This window comes from Enterobacter sp. 198 (assembly GCF_009025585.1).
In the GTDB taxonomy this organism is placed as follows: Bacteria; Pseudomonadota; Gammaproteobacteria; order Enterobacterales; family Enterobacteriaceae; genus Enterobacter; species Enterobacter ludwigii.
Map to the genome: position 1 here is coordinate 24190 of NZ_WCIM01000029.1, position 20126 is coordinate 44315.

Annotated in this window: 16 protein-coding genes; 7 read left to right on the forward strand and 9 right to left on the reverse strand. The window is 55.6% G+C overall.

Going from position 1 to position 20126, the window contains the following annotated elements; all coding sequences use genetic code 11:
* Positions 1 to 104: 104 nt before the first annotated feature.
* Positions 105 to 1598: a M16 family metallopeptidase gene (locus F8561_RS17340; RefSeq protein WP_025202804.1), complete on the forward strand. Its 1494-nt coding sequence runs from the start codon at positions 105 to 107 to the stop codon at positions 1596 to 1598.
* Between the two features lie 42 nt (positions 1599 to 1640).
* On the opposite strand, the gene F8561_RS17345 is transcribed toward F8561_RS17340, so the two are convergent.
* The gene (locus F8561_RS17345; RefSeq protein ID WP_063925797.1) at positions 1641 to 2570 is read right to left on the reverse strand and encodes a sugar kinase; all 930 of its coding nucleotides are present in this window, start codon (positions 2568 to 2570) and stop codon (positions 1641 to 1643) included.
* A gap of 228 nt (positions 2571 to 2798) precedes the next feature.
* Here F8561_RS17345 and pdeH point away from each other — a divergent pair, with 228 nt between their 5' ends.
* Positions 2799 to 3572, forward strand: coding sequence for a cyclic-guanylate-specific phosphodiesterase (pdeH, locus tag F8561_RS17350; RefSeq protein ID WP_020884490.1), 774 nt, complete (start codon positions 2799 to 2801; stop codon positions 3570 to 3572).
* A gap of 65 nt (positions 3573 to 3637) precedes the next feature.
* Positions 3638 to 5680, forward strand: coding sequence for an AsmA family protein (locus tag F8561_RS17355; protein ID WP_032679194.1), 2043 nt, complete (start codon positions 3638 to 3640; stop codon positions 5678 to 5680).
* Between the two features lie 60 nt (positions 5681 to 5740).
* On the opposite strand, the gene F8561_RS17360 is transcribed toward F8561_RS17355, so the two are convergent.
* The 3 genes from F8561_RS17360 to F8561_RS17370 form a co-directional block, all read right to left on the reverse strand.
* Positions 5741 to 7063 (reverse strand): MFS transporter, encoded by a 1323-nt coding sequence (locus F8561_RS17360; RefSeq protein WP_014172082.1) that lies wholly within the window; start codon positions 7061 to 7063, stop codon positions 5741 to 5743.
* A gap of 261 nt (positions 7064 to 7324) precedes the next feature.
* Positions 7325 to 8350: an inner membrane protein YhjD gene (gene yhjD / locus F8561_RS17365; RefSeq protein WP_151887725.1), complete on the reverse strand. Its 1026-nt coding sequence runs from the start codon at positions 8348 to 8350 to the stop codon at positions 7325 to 7327.
* Between the two features lie 50 nt (positions 8351 to 8400).
* Positions 8401 to 9300, reverse strand: a complete 900-nt coding sequence (locus tag F8561_RS17370) for a LysR family transcriptional regulator (RefSeq protein WP_014172080.1) — start codon at positions 9298 to 9300, stop codon at positions 8401 to 8403.
* A gap of 119 nt (positions 9301 to 9419) precedes the next feature.
* Here F8561_RS17370 and F8561_RS17375 point away from each other — a divergent pair, with 119 nt between their 5' ends.
* Together F8561_RS17375 and F8561_RS17380 are read left to right on the forward strand one after the other, a co-directional pair.
* Positions 9420 to 10178, forward strand: a complete 759-nt coding sequence (locus tag F8561_RS17375) for an SDR family NAD(P)-dependent oxidoreductase (protein WP_032679191.1) — start codon at positions 9420 to 9422, stop codon at positions 10176 to 10178.
* 173 nt (positions 10179 to 10351) lie between these two features.
* Positions 10352 to 10954 carry a response regulator transcription factor gene (locus tag F8561_RS17380; RefSeq protein ID WP_040018268.1) on the forward strand — a complete coding sequence of 201 codons (603 nt, stop codon included), beginning with the start codon at positions 10352 to 10354 and terminating at the stop codon, positions 10952 to 10954.
* Here the strand turns inward: F8561_RS17380 and F8561_RS17385 are convergent.
* Together F8561_RS17385 and F8561_RS17390 are read right to left on the reverse strand one after the other, a co-directional pair.
* A complete protein-coding gene (locus F8561_RS17385; protein WP_151887726.1) occupies positions 10933 to 11271 on the reverse strand; it encodes a lysozyme in 339 nt (112 codons plus the stop codon). The genes F8561_RS17380 and F8561_RS17385 overlap by 22 nt on opposite strands.
* 71 nt (positions 11272 to 11342) lie before the next feature.
* Positions 11343 to 11882: a GNAT family N-acetyltransferase gene (locus tag F8561_RS17390; RefSeq protein ID WP_078774780.1), complete on the reverse strand. Its 540-nt coding sequence runs from the start codon at positions 11880 to 11882 to the stop codon at positions 11343 to 11345.
* A 148-nt stretch (positions 11883 to 12030) separates the two neighbouring features.
* On the opposite strand from F8561_RS17390, the gene F8561_RS17395 reads away from it, so the two are divergent.
* Positions 12031 to 13620 (forward strand): STY4199 family HEPN domain-containing protein, encoded by a 1590-nt coding sequence (locus F8561_RS17395; RefSeq protein WP_151887727.1) that lies wholly within the window; start codon positions 12031 to 12033, stop codon positions 13618 to 13620.
* 60 nt (positions 13621 to 13680) lie between these two features.
* Here the strand turns inward: F8561_RS17395 and F8561_RS17400 are convergent, their stop codons facing one another.
* The 3 genes from F8561_RS17400 to F8561_RS17410 form a co-directional block, all read right to left on the reverse strand.
* Positions 13681 to 15330 (reverse strand): alpha,alpha-trehalase, encoded by a 1650-nt coding sequence (locus F8561_RS17400; RefSeq protein WP_020884498.1) that lies wholly within the window; start codon positions 15328 to 15330, stop codon positions 13681 to 13683.
* 271 nt (positions 15331 to 15601) lie between these two features.
* On the reverse strand, positions 15602 to 16954 hold the full coding sequence (gene gorA / locus F8561_RS17405; protein WP_044858145.1) for a glutathione-disulfide reductase: 1353 nt from the start codon (positions 16952 to 16954) through the stop codon (positions 15602 to 15604).
* Positions 16955 to 17025: 71 nt separating this feature from the next.
* A complete protein-coding gene (locus F8561_RS17410; protein ID WP_032679166.1) occupies positions 17026 to 17868 on the reverse strand; it encodes a 23S rRNA (adenine(2030)-N(6))-methyltransferase RlmJ in 843 nt (280 codons plus the stop codon).
* Between the two features lie 214 nt (positions 17869 to 18082).
* Here F8561_RS17410 and prlC point away from each other — a divergent pair, with 214 nt between their 5' ends.
* Positions 18083 to 20125, forward strand: coding sequence for an oligopeptidase A (gene prlC / locus F8561_RS17415; RefSeq protein ID WP_068795385.1), 2043 nt, complete (start codon positions 18083 to 18085; stop codon positions 20123 to 20125).
* Position 20126 lies beyond the last annotated feature (1 nt).

The following is a 20126-nucleotide window of genomic DNA, read 5'->3' on the forward strand; positions in this document are numbered from 1 at the left end:
TTGTAGAACACGCGGTCTAATCGACGTGTTTTCATCGTCATCTTTTAGAGTGAAACGCGTCGCGAGACACTCTCTTTAACCAGGAATGTTGATCAGGGGTTCACATGCAGGGCACAAAAATTCGACTCTTAACCGGCGGTTTGCTGATGATGGCAGCAGCCAGTTATGTGCAGGCAGATGCGCTCCAGCCAGACCCGGCCTGGCAACAAGGGACACTAGCGAACGGTTTTCAGTGGCAGGTTTTAGCCACCCCACAACGTCCAAGTGACCGTGTTGAAATCCGTCTGTCTGTTAATACCGGCTCCCTCACGGAAAGCACTCAGCAAACCGGTTTTAGCCATTTTATTCCCCGACTGGCGCTCACGCAGAGCGGCAGTTTACAAGCAGTTCAGGTGCGTTCGCTCTGGCAACAGGCCATTGATCCGAAGCGCCCGCTTCCGCCGGCCGTGGTCTCGTATGACTACACCATGTTCAACCTGAGCCTGCCAAATAACCGTAACGACCTGCTCAAAGAAGCCCTTACGTATCTCGCCGATGCGTCGGGCAATCTGGCGATTACGCCGGAAACCGTTAACTATGCGCTGAGCAACAGTGACATGGTTGCCACCTGGCCTGTGGACACCAAAGAGGGCTGGTGGCGTTACCGCCTGAAGGGTTCAACGCTGCTTGGGCATGACCCGGCCGAGCCGCTGAAACAGCCGGTGGACGCTGAGCAGGTAAAATCGTTCTACCAGAAATGGTACACCCCGGACGCGATGACGCTTATCGTGGTGGGGAATGTGGACAGCCGTGCGGTGGTGGAGCAGATCAACAAAGCGTTTGGCGAACTGAAAGGCAAACGCGAAACACCGGCCCCTGTCCCAACGCTCTCTCCGCTGCGCGCAGAGCCTGTCAGCATTATGACGGATACCGTTCGTCAGGATCGCCTCTCCGTCATGTGGGATAACGCCTGGCAGCCAATTCGTGAGTCAGCGGCGCTGCTGCGCTACTGGCGTGCCGATCTGGCACGTGAAGCGCTGTTCTGGCACGTTCAGCAGACGCTCAGCAAGAATAACGTGAAGAATATCGGTCTCGGCTTTGACTGCCGCGTGCTGTTCCAGCGTGCACAGTGTGCCATTAACGTTGAATCGCCGGGCGATAAGCTGAATGCGAATCTGGGCGTGGTGGCAAAAGAGCTGGCAAAAGTGCGCAAAGAGGGCCTGTCGGAAGAAGAGTTCAATGCGCTGGTCGCACAGAAAAAACTTGAGCTGCAGAAGCTGTTTGCAACGTATGCCCGCGCCGATACCGACATTCTGATCAGCCAGCGTATTCGCTCACTGCAGAATCAGGTGGTGGATATTGCGCCGGAGCAGTACCAGAAGCTTCGTCAGGACTTCCTGGAGGGGTTGACCGTCGATATGTTGAATCAGGACTTACGTCAGCAGCTGTCGCAGGAAATGGCGTTGATTCTTCTGCAGCCGAAAGGCGAGCCGGAATATGACATGAAGGAACTTCAGTCGACCTGGAATACCATTATGGCCTCCACGCCGCAGCCATCGCAGGCTGCTACGGCAGATGATTTGCATCAGGACGCAACGGATATCCCGCAGGGGCAGTAATGCCCCTCATTCAAAACCCTCTCCCTGTCGGAGAGGTTTTTTTTACTGTGGCATTGCCTCACGCGGAATAATTGCCCCGCGATACTGGATCACGGTGCTCGCCGTGAGGTGTCCACGCTGGGCCGCCGCTTCAGGTGTTCCGCCCGTCAGACGCACCGCCAGATAGCCCGCACTGAATGAATCGCCCGCCGCCGTCGTATCAATCACTTTCTCTTTCGGCAACGTCACCGCAGGGACGTCGATGACGGCTTCACCTGCGATGGCGACCAGACACGAATCAGCCCCGCGCTTAATCACCACTTCACTTACGCCGGCGGCCTGCGTACGCGCAATCACCTCATCAACGGGTTTCTCACCCCACAGCGCATCTTCATCATCAAGCGTCAGGAAGGCGATATCGGTGCATTGCAGTATCTGCTGATAAACCTGCTGCGTCTCTTCACGGCTGGCCCACAGGCGCGGACGGTAGTTATTATCGAAAATAACCTTGCCGCCATTGGCGCGGCATTCACGCAGTAACGACAGCAGCTTTTCACGGCTGGCTGAGCTTAAAATAGCCAGGCTAATCCCGCTCAGATAAAGATAATCAAAGGTGGCTAACGCTTCGCAGATGGCAGCCGCAGCGTCGCTCTCCAGCCAGAATTTGGCCGCGGCTTCGTTACGCCAGTAGTAGAAGGTCCGCTCGCCGGTATCGTCGGTTTCAATGTAGTAAAGCCCCGGCAGTCGGTTTTCCATACGCTGTATCAGCGAGGTGTCCACCTGCTCACTCTGCCAGGCTTCCAGCATTTGCTGGCTGAAACTGTCCGTCCCCAGGGCGGTGACGTAGTTCACGGTAAGGGCCTCAGGGGCAACCTGACGGGCAATATAAACGGAGGTGTTTAACGTATCGCCACCAAAACCGCGGCTGACTTCCGCGCCTTTTTGTGACAGCTCAATCATGCATTCGCCAATCACGGCAATTTTCTTGGTCATAGTCGTGAACCTGAACAGAGTAATTTTCGGTAGTGTGCGCTGAGTGAATTATGCGGTCAACTATATTAAAACGACGTTCCATTATTTTATTTGAGCCAGCGCGTGTTCCTGTTAATTTCTGCCCGCTTAATTTCATTTTCCGGGTGAATTGAACATAAAGTTCTCAATTGCCGGGCCGATAACCCTTTGACGAGTCCAGAAAGGCCATCCAACAACAGGACATCTGAAATGAAGTCAGAGCAGGTTATCCAGCGGCTGAGCACTACGCCTGAGGCAAGTATTGAGAACTTGCAGGAGCATCGCTACTGGCTGCAATGTGAGCGTGCGTACACCTATCAGCCGATCTACCGAACGGACGGTCGACTGATGGCTATTGAAATTTTGACCGTCGTGACGCACCCGTCAAACCCCTCACAGCGTATCGCACCGGACCGCTATTTTGCCGAAGTTGCCGTGCGCCAGCGCCTGGATGTGCTGGAAGAACAGCTCCGTATGCTGGCAACCAAACAGGCCTTTTTCGAACAGCACGCCATCCTCGCCTCGGTCAACGTCGATGGACCCACCCTGCTGGCGCTGCGCCAGAACGCGAAATTACAGGAGCTGATCGCCTCCTTACCGTGGATGCGCTTTGAGCTGGTGGAGCATGTTCGTCTGCCACAGGACTCATCATTTGCCTCGATGTGCGAATTCGGCCCGCTGTGGCTGGATGACTTTGGCACCGGGATGGCGAACTTCTCTGCCCTCAGCGAAGTGCGTTACGACTACATTAAAGTGGCCCGCGACCTGTTCATTATGCTGCGCCAGACCCCGGAAGGGCGGAATCTGTTTACGCTGTTATTACAACTGATGAACCGCTACTGCCAGGGCGTGATAGTGGAAGGTGTGGAAACGCTGGAAGAGTGGCGTGATGTGCAAAATTCTCCCGCGGCGGCGGCACAAGGCTATTTCCTCTCTCGTCCGGTCCCAATGGATACCCTCGATTCCGTGATAACGATCCTCTGATCTGCCCGCTTCCCTTTGTCTGAACTATAGTTTTACAGGTAAGGTCATCAGGAAAGGGGATAACAATGACAAAAACAACCAGGGTAATCTCCTGGACAGCAGGGATTTTATTGTTGTTGATCGTGGTCGCCGTCGTCATTATCGCGACGTTTGACTGGAACCGCCTTAAGCCGACCATCAACCAGAAAGTCTCCACCGAACTCAATCGCCCCTTCGCCATACGCGGCGATCTCGGGGTGGTGTGGGAACGCCAGAAAGAGGAGACCGGCTGGCGAAGCTGGATCCCCTGGCCGCATGTCCACGCCGACGACATCATTCTCGGCAACCCGCCGGATATTCCTGACGTGACAATGGTGCATCTGCCCCGCGTAGAAGCCACGCTGGCCCCGTTAGCGCTACTGACCAAAACGGTTTACCTGCCGTGGATCAAGCTTCAGCAACCCGATGCGCGCCTGATCCGCCTTTCCGAAAAGAATAACAACTGGACCTTTGATCTCGCCAGCAGCGACGAAAAAGATCCCAATGCGCAACCCTCATCATGGTCATTCCGTCTCGACAATATTCTCTTCGATCGCGGGCGGATCGCCATCGACGACAAGGTCAGCAAAGCTGATATCGAGATCCTGGTCGATCCGTTGGGCAAACCGCTGCCGTTTAGCGAAGTGACCGGTGCAAAAGCGAAGGGCGATAATGCCAAAGCCGGGGATTATGTTTTCGGCCTGAAGGCCGAAGGGCGCTACAAAGGGCAGCCCCTGACCGGCACCGGCAAAATTGGCGGCATGCTGGCGCTCCGAAGCGACTCGACGCCGTTTCCTGTGCAGGCGGATTTCCGCTCCGGGAACACGCGGGTGGCCTTCACCGGGACCGTCAACGACCCTATGAACATGGGGGGCGTTGATCTGCGGCTGAAGTTTGCCGGTGATTCGCTGGGTGAACTGTATGAACTCACTGGCGTCCTGCTGCCAGATACGCCACCGTTTGAGACGGACGGGCATCTGGTGGCAAAAATCGACACGGAAAAATCGTCGGTATTTGATTATCGCGATTTCAATGGCCGTATTGGCGACAGCGATATCCATGGCTCGTTGACCTACACCACCGGAAAACCGCGTCCGAAACTGGAAGGCGATGTGGAGTCTCGCCAGCTGCGGCTGGCCGATTTGGGGCCGCTAATCGGGATTGATTCCGGTAAAGGCACGAAATCAAAAGAGGTGAAGAAAGATCGCCAGCCGGCGGGGAAAGTCCTGCCTTACGATCGCTTTGAGACCGATAAGTGGGACGTAATGGATGCGGATGTTCGCTTTAAAGGGGGCAAAATCGAACATGGCAGTACGCTGCCGATCAGCAATCTTTCGACCCATATCCTGCTTAAAAATGCCGATTTACGCCTGCAGCCGCTGAAGTTTGGTATGGCGGGTGGGACCCTCTCATCGAACATTCACCTCGAAGGCGATAAAAAGCCGATGCAGGGGCGTGCCGATATCAAGGCCCGCCGGCTCAAACTGAAAGAGCTGATGCCGAACGTGGAATTGATGCAGAAAACCCTCGGTGAAATGAACGGCGATGCGGATATCCGCGGCGTGGGGAATTCCGTGGCTGCACTGCTCGGGAGCAGTAACGGTAACCTGAAGCTTCTGATGAACGACGGGCTGGTGAGCCGCAACCTGATGGAGATCCTGGGGCTGAACGTCGGGAACTACGTCATCGGGCAAATCTTCGGTGATGATGAGGTGCGGGTGAACTGTGCGGCGGCCAACCTGGATCTGGTCAACGGCGTGGCGCGCCCGCAAATTTTTGCCTTCGATACGGAGAACGCGGTCATCAACGTGACCGGCACCGCCAGTATGGCCTCCGAGCAGCTTGATTTAACCATCGATCCGGAAAGTAAGGGGATTCGTATCATCACCCTGCGTTCGCCGCTCTACGTGCGTGGGACCTTTAAAAATCCTCAGGCGGGTGTGAAACCCGGTCCGCTGATTGCGCGCGGCGCGGTGGCGGCAGCACTCGCGACGCTGGTTACGCCAGCGGCGGCGCTGTTGGCGTTAATTTCGCCGTCAGAAGGGGATGCGAATCAGTGCCGGAACATTTTGTCGCAGATGAAAAAATAACGTGCGGCTTTCGGGACCTTTACCCTCTCCCTGGGGGAGAGGGTATCAGGCCGCGGTGAATTACAGAGACTGGTGCTTCGTCTCGTGGGTCAGCAGCAGGGCAATCAGCGTCAACGCTGCCATGGCGGCCAGGTAAACGCCCACGTAGAACAGGCCATAATTTGCCTGCAGCCAGGTGGCGATATAAGGCGCAACGGACGCACCCAGAATAGAGGCAACGTTATAGGAGAACGACGCACCGGTATAACGCACTTCCGTCGGGAACAGCTCTGGCAGCAGCGCGCCCATCGGGCCGAAGGTCAGGCCCATCAGGCTCAGACCAATGAGCAGGTACGCCATGACCAGCGCAGGGCTACCTGAACCCAGCAGCGGCGGGAAGACGAACAGGGCAAACAGAATGATCAGCGTGGTGATAACAATCATGCTTGAGCGACGACCAAACTTATCCGCCAGCAGGCCGGCAATCGGCACCATGACGCCAAACCCAATGACCGCCATCATCAACATCCACAGCACTTCGTTACGCGGCAGGCCGAGCCCAACCGGCGCGGCGGCGGTGCTGAACGTCATTGAATAGACCGTCATGATATAGAACAGCGTGTAGGTCGCGAGCATGATAAACGTGCCCAGTACCGTCACGCGGACGTGTTTAGTCAGCAGCGTACCCAGCGGCACTTTTACCTGTTTTTTCGCGGCGGCAACTTTAGCGAAAACCGGCGTTTCGTGAAGCGACACGCGGACATACAGGCCAATCAGCACCAGCACGGCGGAGAAGACGAACGGAATACGCCAGCCCCAGCTCATGAACTGTTCGTCCGTCAGCAGCCAGGAGAGCAGCAGGAAAGTCCCGTTCGCAAAGAAGAAGCCAATCGGTGCACCAAGCTGCGGGAATGAACCGTACAGCGCGCGTTTGCGTGCCGGTGCGTTCTCCGTGGCCAGCAGCGCCGCACCACCCCATTCACCGCCCAGCCCCAGACCCTGACCAAAACGCGCCAGCGCCAGCAGCATCGGGGCCAGAATACCAATGGTTTCGTAGGTAGGCAGCAAGCCGATAGCGACGGTGGAGATCCCCATCGTCAGCAGCGAGGCTACCAGCGTGACCTTACGGCCGATGCGATCGCCGAAGTGTCCAAACAGGGCAGAGCCAATCGGACGCGCAACAAACGCGATCGCAAAGGTAGCCAGAGACTGCAGCGTGGCTGCCGTCGGGTCACCCTGCGGGAAGAAAATATGCGGAAAGACAATGACCGCTGCGGTGGCATAAATGTAAAAGTCGAAGAACTCAATGGCGGTGCCAATCAGCGAGGCGACGACAACTTTGTTTCGCGAGTTAACCGGCGCGGTTTCCGCGCCGGAGTCGAGTGTTGTGGCTGTTGCTTGCATAATATTTTCTTATTTTTAGTCGGACGAAAGGCCATATTACGCACAGCAAAAGCGATATTTCAATCTGTAACAAAGCCGCCTGCTGGTGATAAAAGCAACAAAAAGCGGATAATGTTCAGGCCAGACAAAACACTTCCATGAAATGCTTCACAGTTTTCAAATATCAGCTGATAAAACTGGTTTTTGGTTAAATAAAAGTTACGGACTGGATTTATATGCTGAAATGATGAAGCGGGCTGAAGTTTCAGCCCGGGAGAGGCGTTATCGGTGTGTTTTACCCGGCATACGCGGGTCGTCTTTGTACTCGGCGGTGGCAATCCACGCCGCGCAGAACAAGGTTAGGCGGGCGAAGAAGTAGAAGAACGCCATCAGCCCCAGCACCGAGCCAAACGCCGCGCCAGAAGGGGATTTCACCAGCGATGGCAGAGTGTAAGTCATCACAATTTTGATCACTTCAAAGCCTATCGCCGCAATCAATGTGCCGCGGATAAACGCCTTCTTACGCGGACGATGGCGGGGCAAGCGCCAGAAGATCCAGAAGAACAGCAGATAGTTGGCGAAGATGGAAATAGCCAGTCCAATGCCGCGCCACGCGGGCTTCAGCCATTCGATGTAGTCCAGATAGAGCGCAGAGATAATCATCTGCTGCGCCGAACCGGCGACAGAGGTGATGGAGAGCGTCACAATCAGCGCGACGAGCAGGCCAATCAGCGAAACAAAGTCGCGAAGATACTTAACCCAGATTTTCTCCTGGTCCTGAGGCTTACGCTCCCACACCTCGCGCGACTGGGCACGAATGGCCTCGCGGAGGTTGCCCATCCAGTTAATCCCGGAGTAAAGGGCAATCAACAGACCGACGATACCGACCGTCGTACGTTGCTGTACGGCGGTATTAATGGTGTTTTTGAGCGTGGTGGCGAGGGTCGGATCACTGACGTTATTCAGGATTTTATTGAAGATATCCTGCAGCAGCGTTGGGTGTGACGCGAGCACAAAACCGGCTGCGGCAAAGGACACCATCAGGATCGGGATCATCGATAAAAAAGAGAAATAGGTGATGGCAGCCCCAAACTGGTTACCCATGCGGTCATTAAACCGCTCTGTCGCGCGTATCAGGTGCGCAATCATGGGGAACTGCTGTATCCGCTCTGCCAGGCTGGTGACAGTCCCCAGCGCTTTGCTGGCGGTGCCTGGCATTTTTACTTCTTCAGGCCCGGTTTCCATCTTCTGGATGGGTTCGTAATCTAAATGTTGGGTAGGTCGTTGCGGGTTGTTTTCCGGCGTCACGCGACTTTTCCTTTTCGTTTGGCTGGATGTTATTGAATTATAGCTTGCGACTAATCCACGTAAGCTTTTGTGAGTGCAGTAAGCCACTCCATAAACAGATGTACCCGACGGGAGAGGTTGCGCCGGTGGGGATAAATCAGCGATACCGGCATCGGTTCCGCCCGGTACTGCGGGAGAACTTCAATCAACTTCCTGGTGCGCAGAGCGTCACGCACGCCAACGCGCGGCACCTGGATAATACCCAATCCGGCGATGCACGCCGCCTGATACGTTTCTGTGCTGTTGACGGTCAAAACCCCGCCCGTCTTCACCCACTGCGTCGACGTGCCGTTATAAAATTCAAAGCCCTGGGGACGTGTTCCCAGCGTGGCGGCGTAGTGAATGACGGCGTGTGAACCCAAATCTTCCAGTGTTTCCGGATAGCCAAAACGCGTGACATAATCCGGGCTGGCGCAGTTAATCACCGACAGCTTGCCCAGCGGGCGGGCGATAAGTCCCGAGTCTTTGAGCGCGCCGACGCGTACCACACAATCAAACCCTTCACGAATAACATCCACCAGGCGATCGCTGCTGCTAAGTTCCAGCTCGATGCCCGGATATTGCTGCAGAAAAGCAGGCAGTTTGGGGATGACTAAATTTCGAGCAACGCTGACGGGCATATCCACGCGTAACCGACCGCTGATGGTGGAGGGGTCATGCTGGAACATACCGTCCAGTTCATCCAGGTTTGTCAGAAGATCTTTTGCCCGCTCGTAATACACCATGCCGTCCTGCGTCAGGCTTACGCGACGCGTGGTTCGGTGCAATAGCTGGGTTCCCAGTCGGTTTTCCAGCGCCTGAATTTGCCGCGAAACACTGCCTTTCGGCAGCGTCAGTGACTCCGCCGCCCGGGAAAAACTCTCCAGTTCCGCGACACGAACAAACAGCTGCATTGCGTGAATTTTATCCATAGACGAAGCTCATTGTTGTTGCAATTGAAACAGTGAAGCGCTCTGCGACATCTTTATTGATCTTCTATCACCTAATAAGCTCTTTCTCAATCTCCACAACAGTCAAAACGAGGTTTCTTATGTCTGAACGTATTGCATTAGTCACAGGGGGTAGCCGTGGCCTGGGTAAAAACGCGGCCTTAAAGCTGGCAGCAGACGGAACGGGAATTATCCTGACCTATAACCGAAGCCAACAGGACGCGCTGGATGTTGTGCGCGAAATTCAGCAAAAAGGCGTTAACGCGGCCGCATTGCAGCTCAACGTCGGCGATGTTGCCAGTTTCGACCTTTTTGCCGGTCAGCTTCAGGAAATCCTTAATACCGTATGGCAGCGTGAAACCTTTGATTATTTATTAAACAACGCCGGGACGGGCTTGTACGCGCCCTATGCCGAGACAACGGAAGCCCAGTTTGATGAGGCGCTGAATATCCATTTCAAAGGGCCTTTTTTCCTGACGCAGCGTTTGCTTCCCTTGCTGAACGACGGTGGGCGGATCCTGAACGTCTCCAGCGGGCTGGCCCGTTTTACGCAACCCGGTTCCGGCACCTATGCGGCAATGAAAGGGGCGATGGAAGTGCTGACCCGCTACCAGGCGAAAGAGCTGGGCGCGCGCGGTATCTCCGTCAATATCATTGCTCCCGGTGCGATAGAAACCGACTTTGGCGGCGGACGCGTGCGTGACAACGCGCAGCTTAACCAGATGCTGGCATCACAGACGGCGCTCGGGCGCGTAGGGCTGCCGGATGATATCGGTGATGCCATTGCGGCGCTGCTCAGCGATAAACTGGGCTGGATGAATGCGCAACGTATTGAAGTATCAGGCGGTATGTTCCTGTGATGCCTGCGCTTAAGGGGATGGAACCTCTTAAGGAAATCCTCAAATTGAATGTGTCCAGATACTGGGAGATATAAATAACACTGGTGGATTTGTAACGTCTCCGTTCATTGAGTTTTTTCTTAAATAATGCCTCTGTAGAATCTCCCTTCGCGACTCTCAGAGGGAGAAAAACGATGCGGGTAATTATGTTTGACAGGCAGTCCCTGTTTATTCACGGAGCGATACACAGTCTTCAGAAATTAATTCCGGAAATAAATATTACGGGAAGCTGTCAGGCAGAAGATTTATGGGCGCAAATTTCAGCGTCACCCTCGGCTATCGTCATGATTGACGGGAATTTAATTGAGGATGAGGGGATCGGCTGGCTGGAAGCGATCATGCAGCGTTTCCCGACGATACGCGTGGTAATGGTTCTGGCTAAAAAAGAGGCCCGATGGGTTGAGCAATTGCTGCAGCGAAACGTGATGGCCATTGTTCCCCGCAATGCGCACCCGGAGCGCTTTTCCGCAGTGCTGGATTCGGTCTCCCGAGGAATGGTGTGCTTCCCCGGTGAGTGGGTGAGGCAACCGTCGGCGCCGCAGGCGTTATTATCCTTAAGCGAACGCCAGCGCGAAGTCCTGAAATTACTGGCGGCGGGGGAGTCCAACAAAGAGATCGGGCGCAATCTCAACATCAGCGCCGCCACGGTGAAAGCGCACCTGGAAGCGCTTTTCCGCCGCCTGGAGGTGAAAAACAGAACCCAGGCCGCGATGTACTATACCCGGGCGACGGCCTGAAGAATTGCGGTCGGGAGTGAGGTCGTCTCACCGAAACTGAGCATCATTAACACCAGCGCGTCGTGCTGCTGTTGGGTTAACGGGCGTTTAAATTTTTCCCGCAGCAGCGTTTCGCACAGCTGAATATCATCGTGAAGTAAATATTCAGCCTGTAGCGGCGTGATAAGACGCTGAAAACATTCGCCCTGGCGAATAACATGGCCATAGCCAATAACCCATAAACCGTTTTCATCACGATATTTCTCCAGAGAAAGCCCCTGCTGTTTTTTTATTAACGCAATGGCGGCAGAAGATATCTTCAGCGCATGACCTTTCATATTCGTTTCCTCTTAATGGCAATATTGTAGAGGAAACGACACACGCGAAATATCCGCCAAATGGCTATAGATCAGGAATGATTGCTGAGATATTCCTGCTTCAATAAACCGAACAGCCAGTCATTATGCCATTGTCCGCCAAGGTAATAACTCTCGCGTAACTCGCCTTCCAGACGAAAGCCCGTTTTTTCCAGCAGGCGTCTGGAGGCGATATTCCCCGCCGTGACGGTGGCGGTGAGGCGGCGGATGCCGCCCTGATGAAAGGCGTAACCGCACAGCGCCTGCAGCGATTCGAAGCCGTAGCCTTTCCCCTGGGCCGCAGGTGCAAAAAGAAAACCCACTTCCGCGCAATCGTCATCGCGATGAATATAACCGGTGACGCCGAGCGGTACGCCGGAGGTGGCGTCACGCACAACGAGGCAAAGCCAGTGCGCGCTGCCCGGCGTCCAGGGCGTCAGACGAGAGTCGAACGCCTCGCGGATCGCCTCCACGGGGCGATCTTCCGCGACAAAACGCATCACCTCGGGGTCGTGCTGCAACGCCAGGAAAAAGGGCCAGTCATGGTCTTGCAGCGGTGAACAGATAAGACGCGATGTCGTTAAGACAGGCATTCAGATTCTCCTGAAACATTTAAAATGATTTTCGTGGTGTCACTTTATTTCAACAGAAAGTCAGGTATGGTTAACCTCGTATAAATAAAAAGAAAAACGGCCATTACGGGCCCATTCTGGTTGTCTTCGTTGTCGCTTAAGGAAAACAATGACTCTCAGCACAGCACACCCTATCCGCGAACAGTTCGAACACTGTCTGGCGGTTATTCGCCAGGCCTCGGTTGAAATTTTACTTCTCCTGAATGTACATGTTTCTGAGGGAAAAGATCCACGCTGGTTTCTGGAACAACTGGACAGCGCGCGTTTAGGCCTGGGGGGCTGGAATGCGGTTGCGAAGACGCTCAATTTGAATGACGCGGAGATGTCCGAATTCACGCTGCAATTGCGTCTGCTTCAGCAGCGTGTTCCTCAGTACGAAAGCGGTCAGGATGTCAGTGAAAATCAGCTGATTGCCGCGATGCGGTTTGTGACCACCCTGGAGCACCTTCGTTTGCAGCAGCCTCTTCTGACCTACAGCACCGAAGTGGCGCCTGGCAGTGAACTCCAGCAACAACAGGCGCACAAGCAGGTGCGTACGATTGAGTTGATGATAAAAGGGCTGATCCAGCAGGCCTGGCCCGATCAGGTGCGGCTGAATAACCATCTTAAAACCCTGTTTAACGCGGACCGCGTGCGGCGCTGGCTGAAGCTTGGTGACATCAATGATGTGCTGAGCGGCATGATGTTCAGTGAGCTGGCACAGATGCTGGTGGATAAAAAAGAGTTCAGCCGCTACTACGCCTCGCTGTTTAGCGATCCGTCAATGCTCACGCTGATGGTGGAACCGCGGAAAACCCTGCAAACCTTCCTCGATGATATTCGGCAAATCCGCAACAATATTACCGTGCAGAAGGCGTTAAGTTCGGCGCAAATCCAACTGCTGGATAACTACTACACGCAGATCACCCGACCGGTTCAACGTGCTTTTGAAGAGGGGAGAACCCGCGTCAACCCGGCCGGACTGATGGCGGTGGATGCCAGCGAGCTGCATGCTTTCTGGGAAAAGGCGCAGAAAATGGATCGTGTGACCGGCGGGGATCTCTTTGAGGTTCGTGACACGATTGAAAAACCGACCCAGCGCGCACCGCGCACGCCAGAACAGCGTGAGCAGCTTATTTCCGGCGCGTTATGGGGGGCGGTTGGCGTGATGGTGATTGCCATTGTGGCGGGCGGCTTCTGGCTGTTAACCAGCAGTAAACCCCAGCCTGCAGCCGGGAACGTTGCAGAAACGGCCCAGCCTCAGGAGATGCGCGAAACCCCCTCCTCGCGCGAGACGCTGTCGCGCATGGGCGTGACCTGGGACGAGAATAATTTCCGCTCGGCGATTAACCGCAATGATACCCGGGTGGCACTGCTGTTTTTGCAGGGAGGGATGGACTGGAAGCTCTCCTGGACGGAAGAGGCGATGTCGGCTGACTATGACGACGTTCTGGAGCTGATGTTGCGCTACCGACAGAACATGGTGGAACAGAAGCCGTGCCGGCGCTTTATCAACACGCTCAGCCATGCCATGTCGAATGGCGAGTCCCTGACGTCAATGCGTAAACAGTATCTGAAGGCGTTTTGCACCGTGCCTGCCGTGGTGAAGCGCCAGCAGCATGATCTGGATTTGGCGACGCGTCGGGCACAATCACAGCCGGATGCCACCACAAAAAAATGGCAGTCCATCCAGACCGCCATTTATGAAGTGATTCGTTAATCCTGTCTTCTCCCTCTCCCGGGAGGAGAGGGATGGATACGGGCATCAGACCGCAGAAGGTCACGGCTCCCCATACAACCCAATCAACCGCCGTACCACGCCGTTAGTCCAGCCGAAGCCATCCTGCAGCGGGTACTCACCCCCGCCCCCTTCGCGCGGCGTACTGCTGGCGATGTGATATTTCTCAATCAGCTTATGGTGAGCTTTATAGAAATGATTCACCGTCTGCAGCCAGCTCCAGGCAATCTCATCACCCAGCGAGTCATTGCCGTACTGTTTGAAGCCCTGAATCGCCATCCACTGCAGCGGCGCCCAGCCGTTGGGTTTATCCCACTGCTCGCCGGTCTCGTACTCGGTGGCCAGAATCCCGCCCGGCGTCAGCAGACGTGCTTTTACCGCATCAGACAAGCGTTCAGCCTGCTCGTGGGTCGCCATGCCAACGTACAGAGGCACAATGCTCGCCGCTGAGAACAGCGCCATGACCTCGCGGCGCCAGTCGTAGTCACGGTAACAGCCATTCTCGTCATCCCACAGATACCGGTTCACCGCGGCGCGGCGATCGCTGGCTTTCTGGCGGAACAGTTCCGCGGTCTCTTTATCCCCTTTCGATGCCGAAATATTGGCGATCGCGCTTTCCAGCTTGAACAGGAACGCGTTCAAATCGATAGGAATAAACTGCGTGGTGCGGATGCTGGCAAGTCGGCCAGGCTCCCGCAGCCAGCGCGAGGAGTAATCCCAGCCGGAGGCCGCGCCTGCGCGCAAATCGCGATAAACCTCATTCGGCGGACGGCCAGAGTGACGGGCGGTTTCCACATCCTCAATCCATGATTCATCACGCGGCGTGTCACGGTCGTCCCAGTAGCGGTTTAACAGCGAGCCATCCGGCATACGCACCGCGCTGCGATAGGCCTGATTAAGCAGCAGCGATTCCGCCCCGTCCATCCAGAAGGCGTGCTCCATTTTGAGGTGTTCAAGGTAGCGCTTTGCACCGCGCACACCATCCTCTTCAAACAGCTCTACCATCAGGGCAAATACCGGCGGCTGGGAGCGGCTGAGATAATAGGTACGGTTACCGTTCGGGATATGGCCGTAGCGTTCAATCAACCACGCGAAGTTATCCGCCATACATTTCAGCAGATCGTTACGTCCGCTCTCTGCCAGACCCAGCATGGAGAAGTAGGAATCCCAGTAATAGGTCTCACTAAAACGCCCGCCGGGCACGATATAGGCCTGCGGCAGCGCCAGCAGAGAAGACCAGGGGATGTGGTCCTGCGGCTCGCGCGTCAGCACGGGCCACAGGCTGTCAATGTGCTCTTTTAGCGACAGGCCGGGGTCGGAGACATATTCCGTGGTATAGGTCTCTGGCAGCCAGAAGTGGTTCTCCACGAACCGGCGCAGGTCGAAATCCCGGTGGCGCCTGACCTTGCGATAGCGGATCAGAATATCCAGAGGATCCATCTTCGGGGCACAGTCGGGGAAGGTTTTGCTGTCCGCAAACAGACGTGTCGACTGCACGTGCTCGAACAGTTCCAGATAGCGATCGGCGGGCGTCAGAGCATCAGAGGCGGGTAGCCCCTCAATCATTTCGGGTTCCGGCTCCGCCTCAATCATTTCATCCAGTTTTAACTCGCAGGGATCGGTCTCGTAGCGCAGCTCTTCTGCAATCTCGAACTCGATGTTCTCGGCAGCCTGTAGTTTCTGGTTGAACATGGCGATAAGGACCTCCGGTTGTGTGTTCAAAATAACAGTTTTTTCCGGGCGTCTTATAAGCGTAGACATTCGCTTCGGTGTTGGCTGAGGGAAATGTGCGGTTGATCACGTTTTTAAACGCGGGGTATTTGCGGAGTTAAAACAGTAATTGCCTGAAAAATAAAGGCTAAAAGGGATTTTTAGAAAGATTTATGGGGCAAATAATTCAGAGCATTCGTTGTGCAACGATTTATGTCTGAAACAAACGCCCCTCCGCAGAGGGGCATTTTGCTTAACGCATGGTGACAAATTCTTCGGCCGCTGTCGGGTGGATCGCAACGGTGTTATCGAAGTCTTTCTTGGTGGCACCCATTTTCAGCGCCACGGCGAAGCCCTGCAGGATCTCGTCCATGCCAAAGCCAATGCCGTGGATACCGACAATCTTCTCTTCCGGACCCACACAGACCAGCTTCATGCGGCATGGCTGACGGTGAGAGGTGACGGCGGTATACATCGCGGTGAACGCGGATTTATACACTTTCACCTGGTCGTCGCCATACTGCTCGCGCGCCTGAGGTTCTGTTAAGCCCACTGTGCCGATTGGCGGGTGGCTGAAGACCACGGTCGGAATGTTACTGTAGTCCAGATGCTCTTCCGGTTTGTTGTTAAACAGACGCTCAGAGAGGCGACGGCCTGCGGCAACCGCAACCGGCGTCAGTTCGACCGCACCGGTGTTATCGCCCACCGCGTAAATGCCCGGAACGCTGGTGTTCTGGAATTTATCGACAACGATGTACCCTTTCTCATCGGTTTTAACGCCCGTCGCCGCCAGGTTGAAGTTGTCGTTAGCCGGTTCACGACCAATCGCCCAGATCAGGCAATCCACGGTCTGGCTACGGCCATCTTCCAGCTCAAGCGTCAGGCTACCGTCTGCATTTTTCACAACCGCTTTTGGCACGGCGTGGGTGTGCAGCGTTGGGCCTTCGGTATTCATCACTTCGACCAGCGTTTCGACGATCAGCGGGTCAAAGTTGCGCAGCGGCGCGTGTTTACGCACGAACAGGTGCGTTTCTGCGCCCAGGCCATTAATCACACCGGCCAGTTCTACGGCGATGTATCCCGCGCCCACCACGGCAACACGTTCTGGCAGAGCAGGCAGCTCGAAGAAACCGTCGGAGTCGATACCGTATTCCACACCGGGAATATCCGGGTGGCTCGGACGCCCGCCGGTCGCGATCAGGATGTGATCGGCAGTGATCGTCTCACCGTTAACTTCTATCGTCTTCGCATCAACAAAGCGCGCAAAACCATGAATAACATCGACGTTGTTCTTGCCCAGCACATTGTCGTACGAGGTATGAATACGGTCGATATAGGCAGTACGGCTGGCGATCAGCTTGTTCCAGTCAAAGTTATTGATGGTGGTGTCAAAGCCGTAATCCGGGCCATACATATGGATTGCTTCACGGATCTGGGCCGCATGCCACATCACTTTCTTCGGTACACAACCCACGTTGACGCAGGTGCCGCCCAGCGCTTTGGCTTCGATCAGCGCACATTTCTGGCCATACATGGCCGCGCGGTTGATGGAGGCGATGCCGCCGCTGCCGCCGCCGATTGCGATGTAGTCATAATGCTTAGTCATAGCTTTTATCCTTAATCGTGAATTGCCGCGATTGTATACCTGAAATCAATAGTTTCCACCGATGACTGCGATTACTCCGGCACGATCCAACTGACGGTGGCATGGCCCGTTCCGGCCGGCACCAGCGTCTTGTGCAGCCACGGCAGCACGTTGTTCATCTGCGCTTCGAGCTTCCATGGCGGGTTGATCACAATCATGCCGGAAGCGGTCATGCCGCGCTGGTCGCTGTCCGGGCGCACGGCCAGTTCAATTTGCAGCATTTTGCGGATACCGGTCGCTTCCAGGTCTTTGATCATGCGTTTAATTTGCGCACGCAGCACCACCGGATACCACAGGGCATAGGTGCCCGTCGCAAAGCGTTTGTAGCCGTCGTTAATACCGCTCACTACCGCCTGATAGTCGGTTTTGATCTCATAAGGCGGGTCGATCAGCACCAGACCGCGACGGGATACCGGCGGCAGTTTGGCCTTCAGCTGCTGGTAGCCATCCGCCTTTTCCACACGGGCGCGGCTGTCTTTCTGGAATTCAGAACGCAGCAGCGGGAAGTCGCTTGGGTGCAGTTCGGTCAGCTGAAGGCTGTCCTGCTCGCGCAGCAGCTGGCGGGCAATCAACGGCGAGCCAGGGTAGTAGCGCAGCTGGCCGTTGCGGTTAAAATGATTCACCACACCAATGTAGGGCTCCAGCTCTGCCGGCAGGTCGTCCTGCTGCCAGATGCGGGCGATCCCTTCCAGGTATTCCCCGGTGCGTTCGGCATGTTCGCCGCTCAGCTGATAACGTCCCGCGCCCGCGTGGGTGTCCAGATAGAGAAACGGTTTATCTTTCTCTTTAAGTGATTCAATGATCAGGCTCTGAACGGTGTGTTTAAGGACGTCGGCGTGGTTGCCTGCGTGAAAGCTGTGGCGATAACTGAGCATGAATGATTGTGTTCCAGGTAGTAAACGTAGGCCTGATAAGCGTAGCGCCATCGGGCAAAAATAGAGCGTATCGCCACAGTATACAGAAAAGTTTATCCTGCCGCGAAAGCGCAACGTCTGGCATTGAAATCCTCTACACTTATCCCCATTCTAGATCGCATATGCACAGCGCCGGATGCGCGCTTCATTCATCATATTCAACAGGACAGCGTTTATGACCAATCCATTACTGACGCCTTTTTCGTTGCCACCGTTTTCTAAAATCCGCCCTGAGCATGTGGTTCCAGCCGTAACACAGGCGCTGGACAACTGCCGAGCGGCGGTAGAAAGCGTGGTGGCGCAGGGCGCGCCGTACACCTGGGAAAATCTGTGTCAGCCGCTGGCCGAAGTGGATGACGTGCTGGGACGCCTCTTCTCCCCGGTAAGCCATCTGAATTCAGTGAAAAACAGCCCGGAACTCCGTGAAGCGTATGAACAAACCCTGCCGTTGCTCTCTGAGTACAGCACCTGGGTTGGTCAACACGAGGGGCTGTACAAAGCCTATCGCGACCTGCGCGATGGCGACCACTATGCCGAACTCAATACCGCGCAGAAAAAATCGGTCGATAACGCTCTGCGTGATTTCGAACTCTCCGGCATTGGTTTGCCGAAAGAGAAACAGACCCGTTACGGTGAAATTGCGGCCCGTCTGTCTGAGCTGGGCAACCAGTACAGCAACAACGTGCTGGACGCGACCATGGGCTGGACGAAGCTGATTACCGACGAAGCCGAGCTGGCCGGTATGCCGGAAAGCGCGCTGGCGGCGGCGAAAGCGCAGGCCGAAGCGAAAGAGCAGGAAGGCTTCCTCTTAACCCTGGACATCCCGAGCTACCTGCCGGTCATGACCTACTGCGACAATCAGGCGCTGCGCGAAGAGATGTACCGTGCGTACAGCACCCGCGCCTCCGATCAGGGCCCGAATGCCGGTAAGTGGGATAACAGCCCGGTGATGGCTGAAATCCTCGCGCTGCGTCACGAGCTGGCACAGCTGCTGGGCTTTGAGAGCTACGCCTCCAAATCCCTCGCCACCAAAATGGCGGAAAATCCACAGCAGGTCCTCGATTTCCTGACTGACCTGGCGAAACGTGCGCGTCCGCAGGGCGAGAAAGAGCTGGCACAGCTGCGCGCCTTCGCGAAAGCGGAATACGGTATCGACGAGCTGCAGCCGTGGGATATCGCCTGGTACAGCGAAAAACAGAAACAGCACCTTTACAGCATCAGCGATGAGCAGCTGCGCCCTTACTTCCCGGAAAACAAAGCCGTTAACGGCCTGTTTGAAGTGGTTAAACGCATTTACGGGATCACCGCCAAAGAACGTACCGACATCGACGTCTGGCATCCGGACGTGCGCTTCTTCGAACTGTATGACGAGAAGAACGAGCTGCGCGGGAGCTTCTACCTGGATCTGTACGCTCGCGAGAACAAACGCGGCGGTGCATGGATGGATGATTGCGTCGGGCAGATGCGTAAAGCGGACGGCTCCCTGCAGAAGCCGGTGGCGTACCTGACCTGTAACTTCAACCGTCCGGTGAATGGCAAACCTGCGCTGTTTACCCATGACGAAGTGATTACCCTGTTCCACGAGTTCGGCCACGGCCTGCACCATATGCTGACCCGTATCGAAACCGCAGGCGTTGCCGGTATCAGCGGTGTGCCATGGGATGCGGTCGAACTGCCAAGCCAGTTTATGGAAAACTGGTGCTGGGAGCCGGACGCGCTGGCGTTCATCTCCGGCCATTACGAAACCGGCGAACCGCTGCCGAAAGAACTGCTGGATAAAATGCTGGCGGCGAAAAACTACCAGGCGGCGATGTTTATCCTGCGCCAGCTGGAGTTCGGCCTGTTCGACTTCCGTCTGCACGCCGAGTTTAGTCCGGAGCAGGGGGCGAAAATCCTCGAGACGCTGGCCGAGATCAAAAAGCAGGTCGCCGTTATTCCTGGCCCAACCTGGGGCCGCTTCCCGCACGCGTTCAGCCATATCTTCGCGGGCGGCTATGCGGCAGGCTATTACAGCTACCTGTGGGCCGACGTGCTGGCGGCGGATGCGTTCTCTCGCTTTGAAGAAGAGGGCATTTTCAACCGTGAAACCGGCCAGTCGTTCCTTGATAACATCCTGACGCGCGGTGGTTCTGAAGAGCCAATGGTGCTGTTCAAACGCTTCCGTGGCCGCGAGCCGCAGCTGGATGCGATGCTTGAGCACTACGGAATTAAAGGCTAAC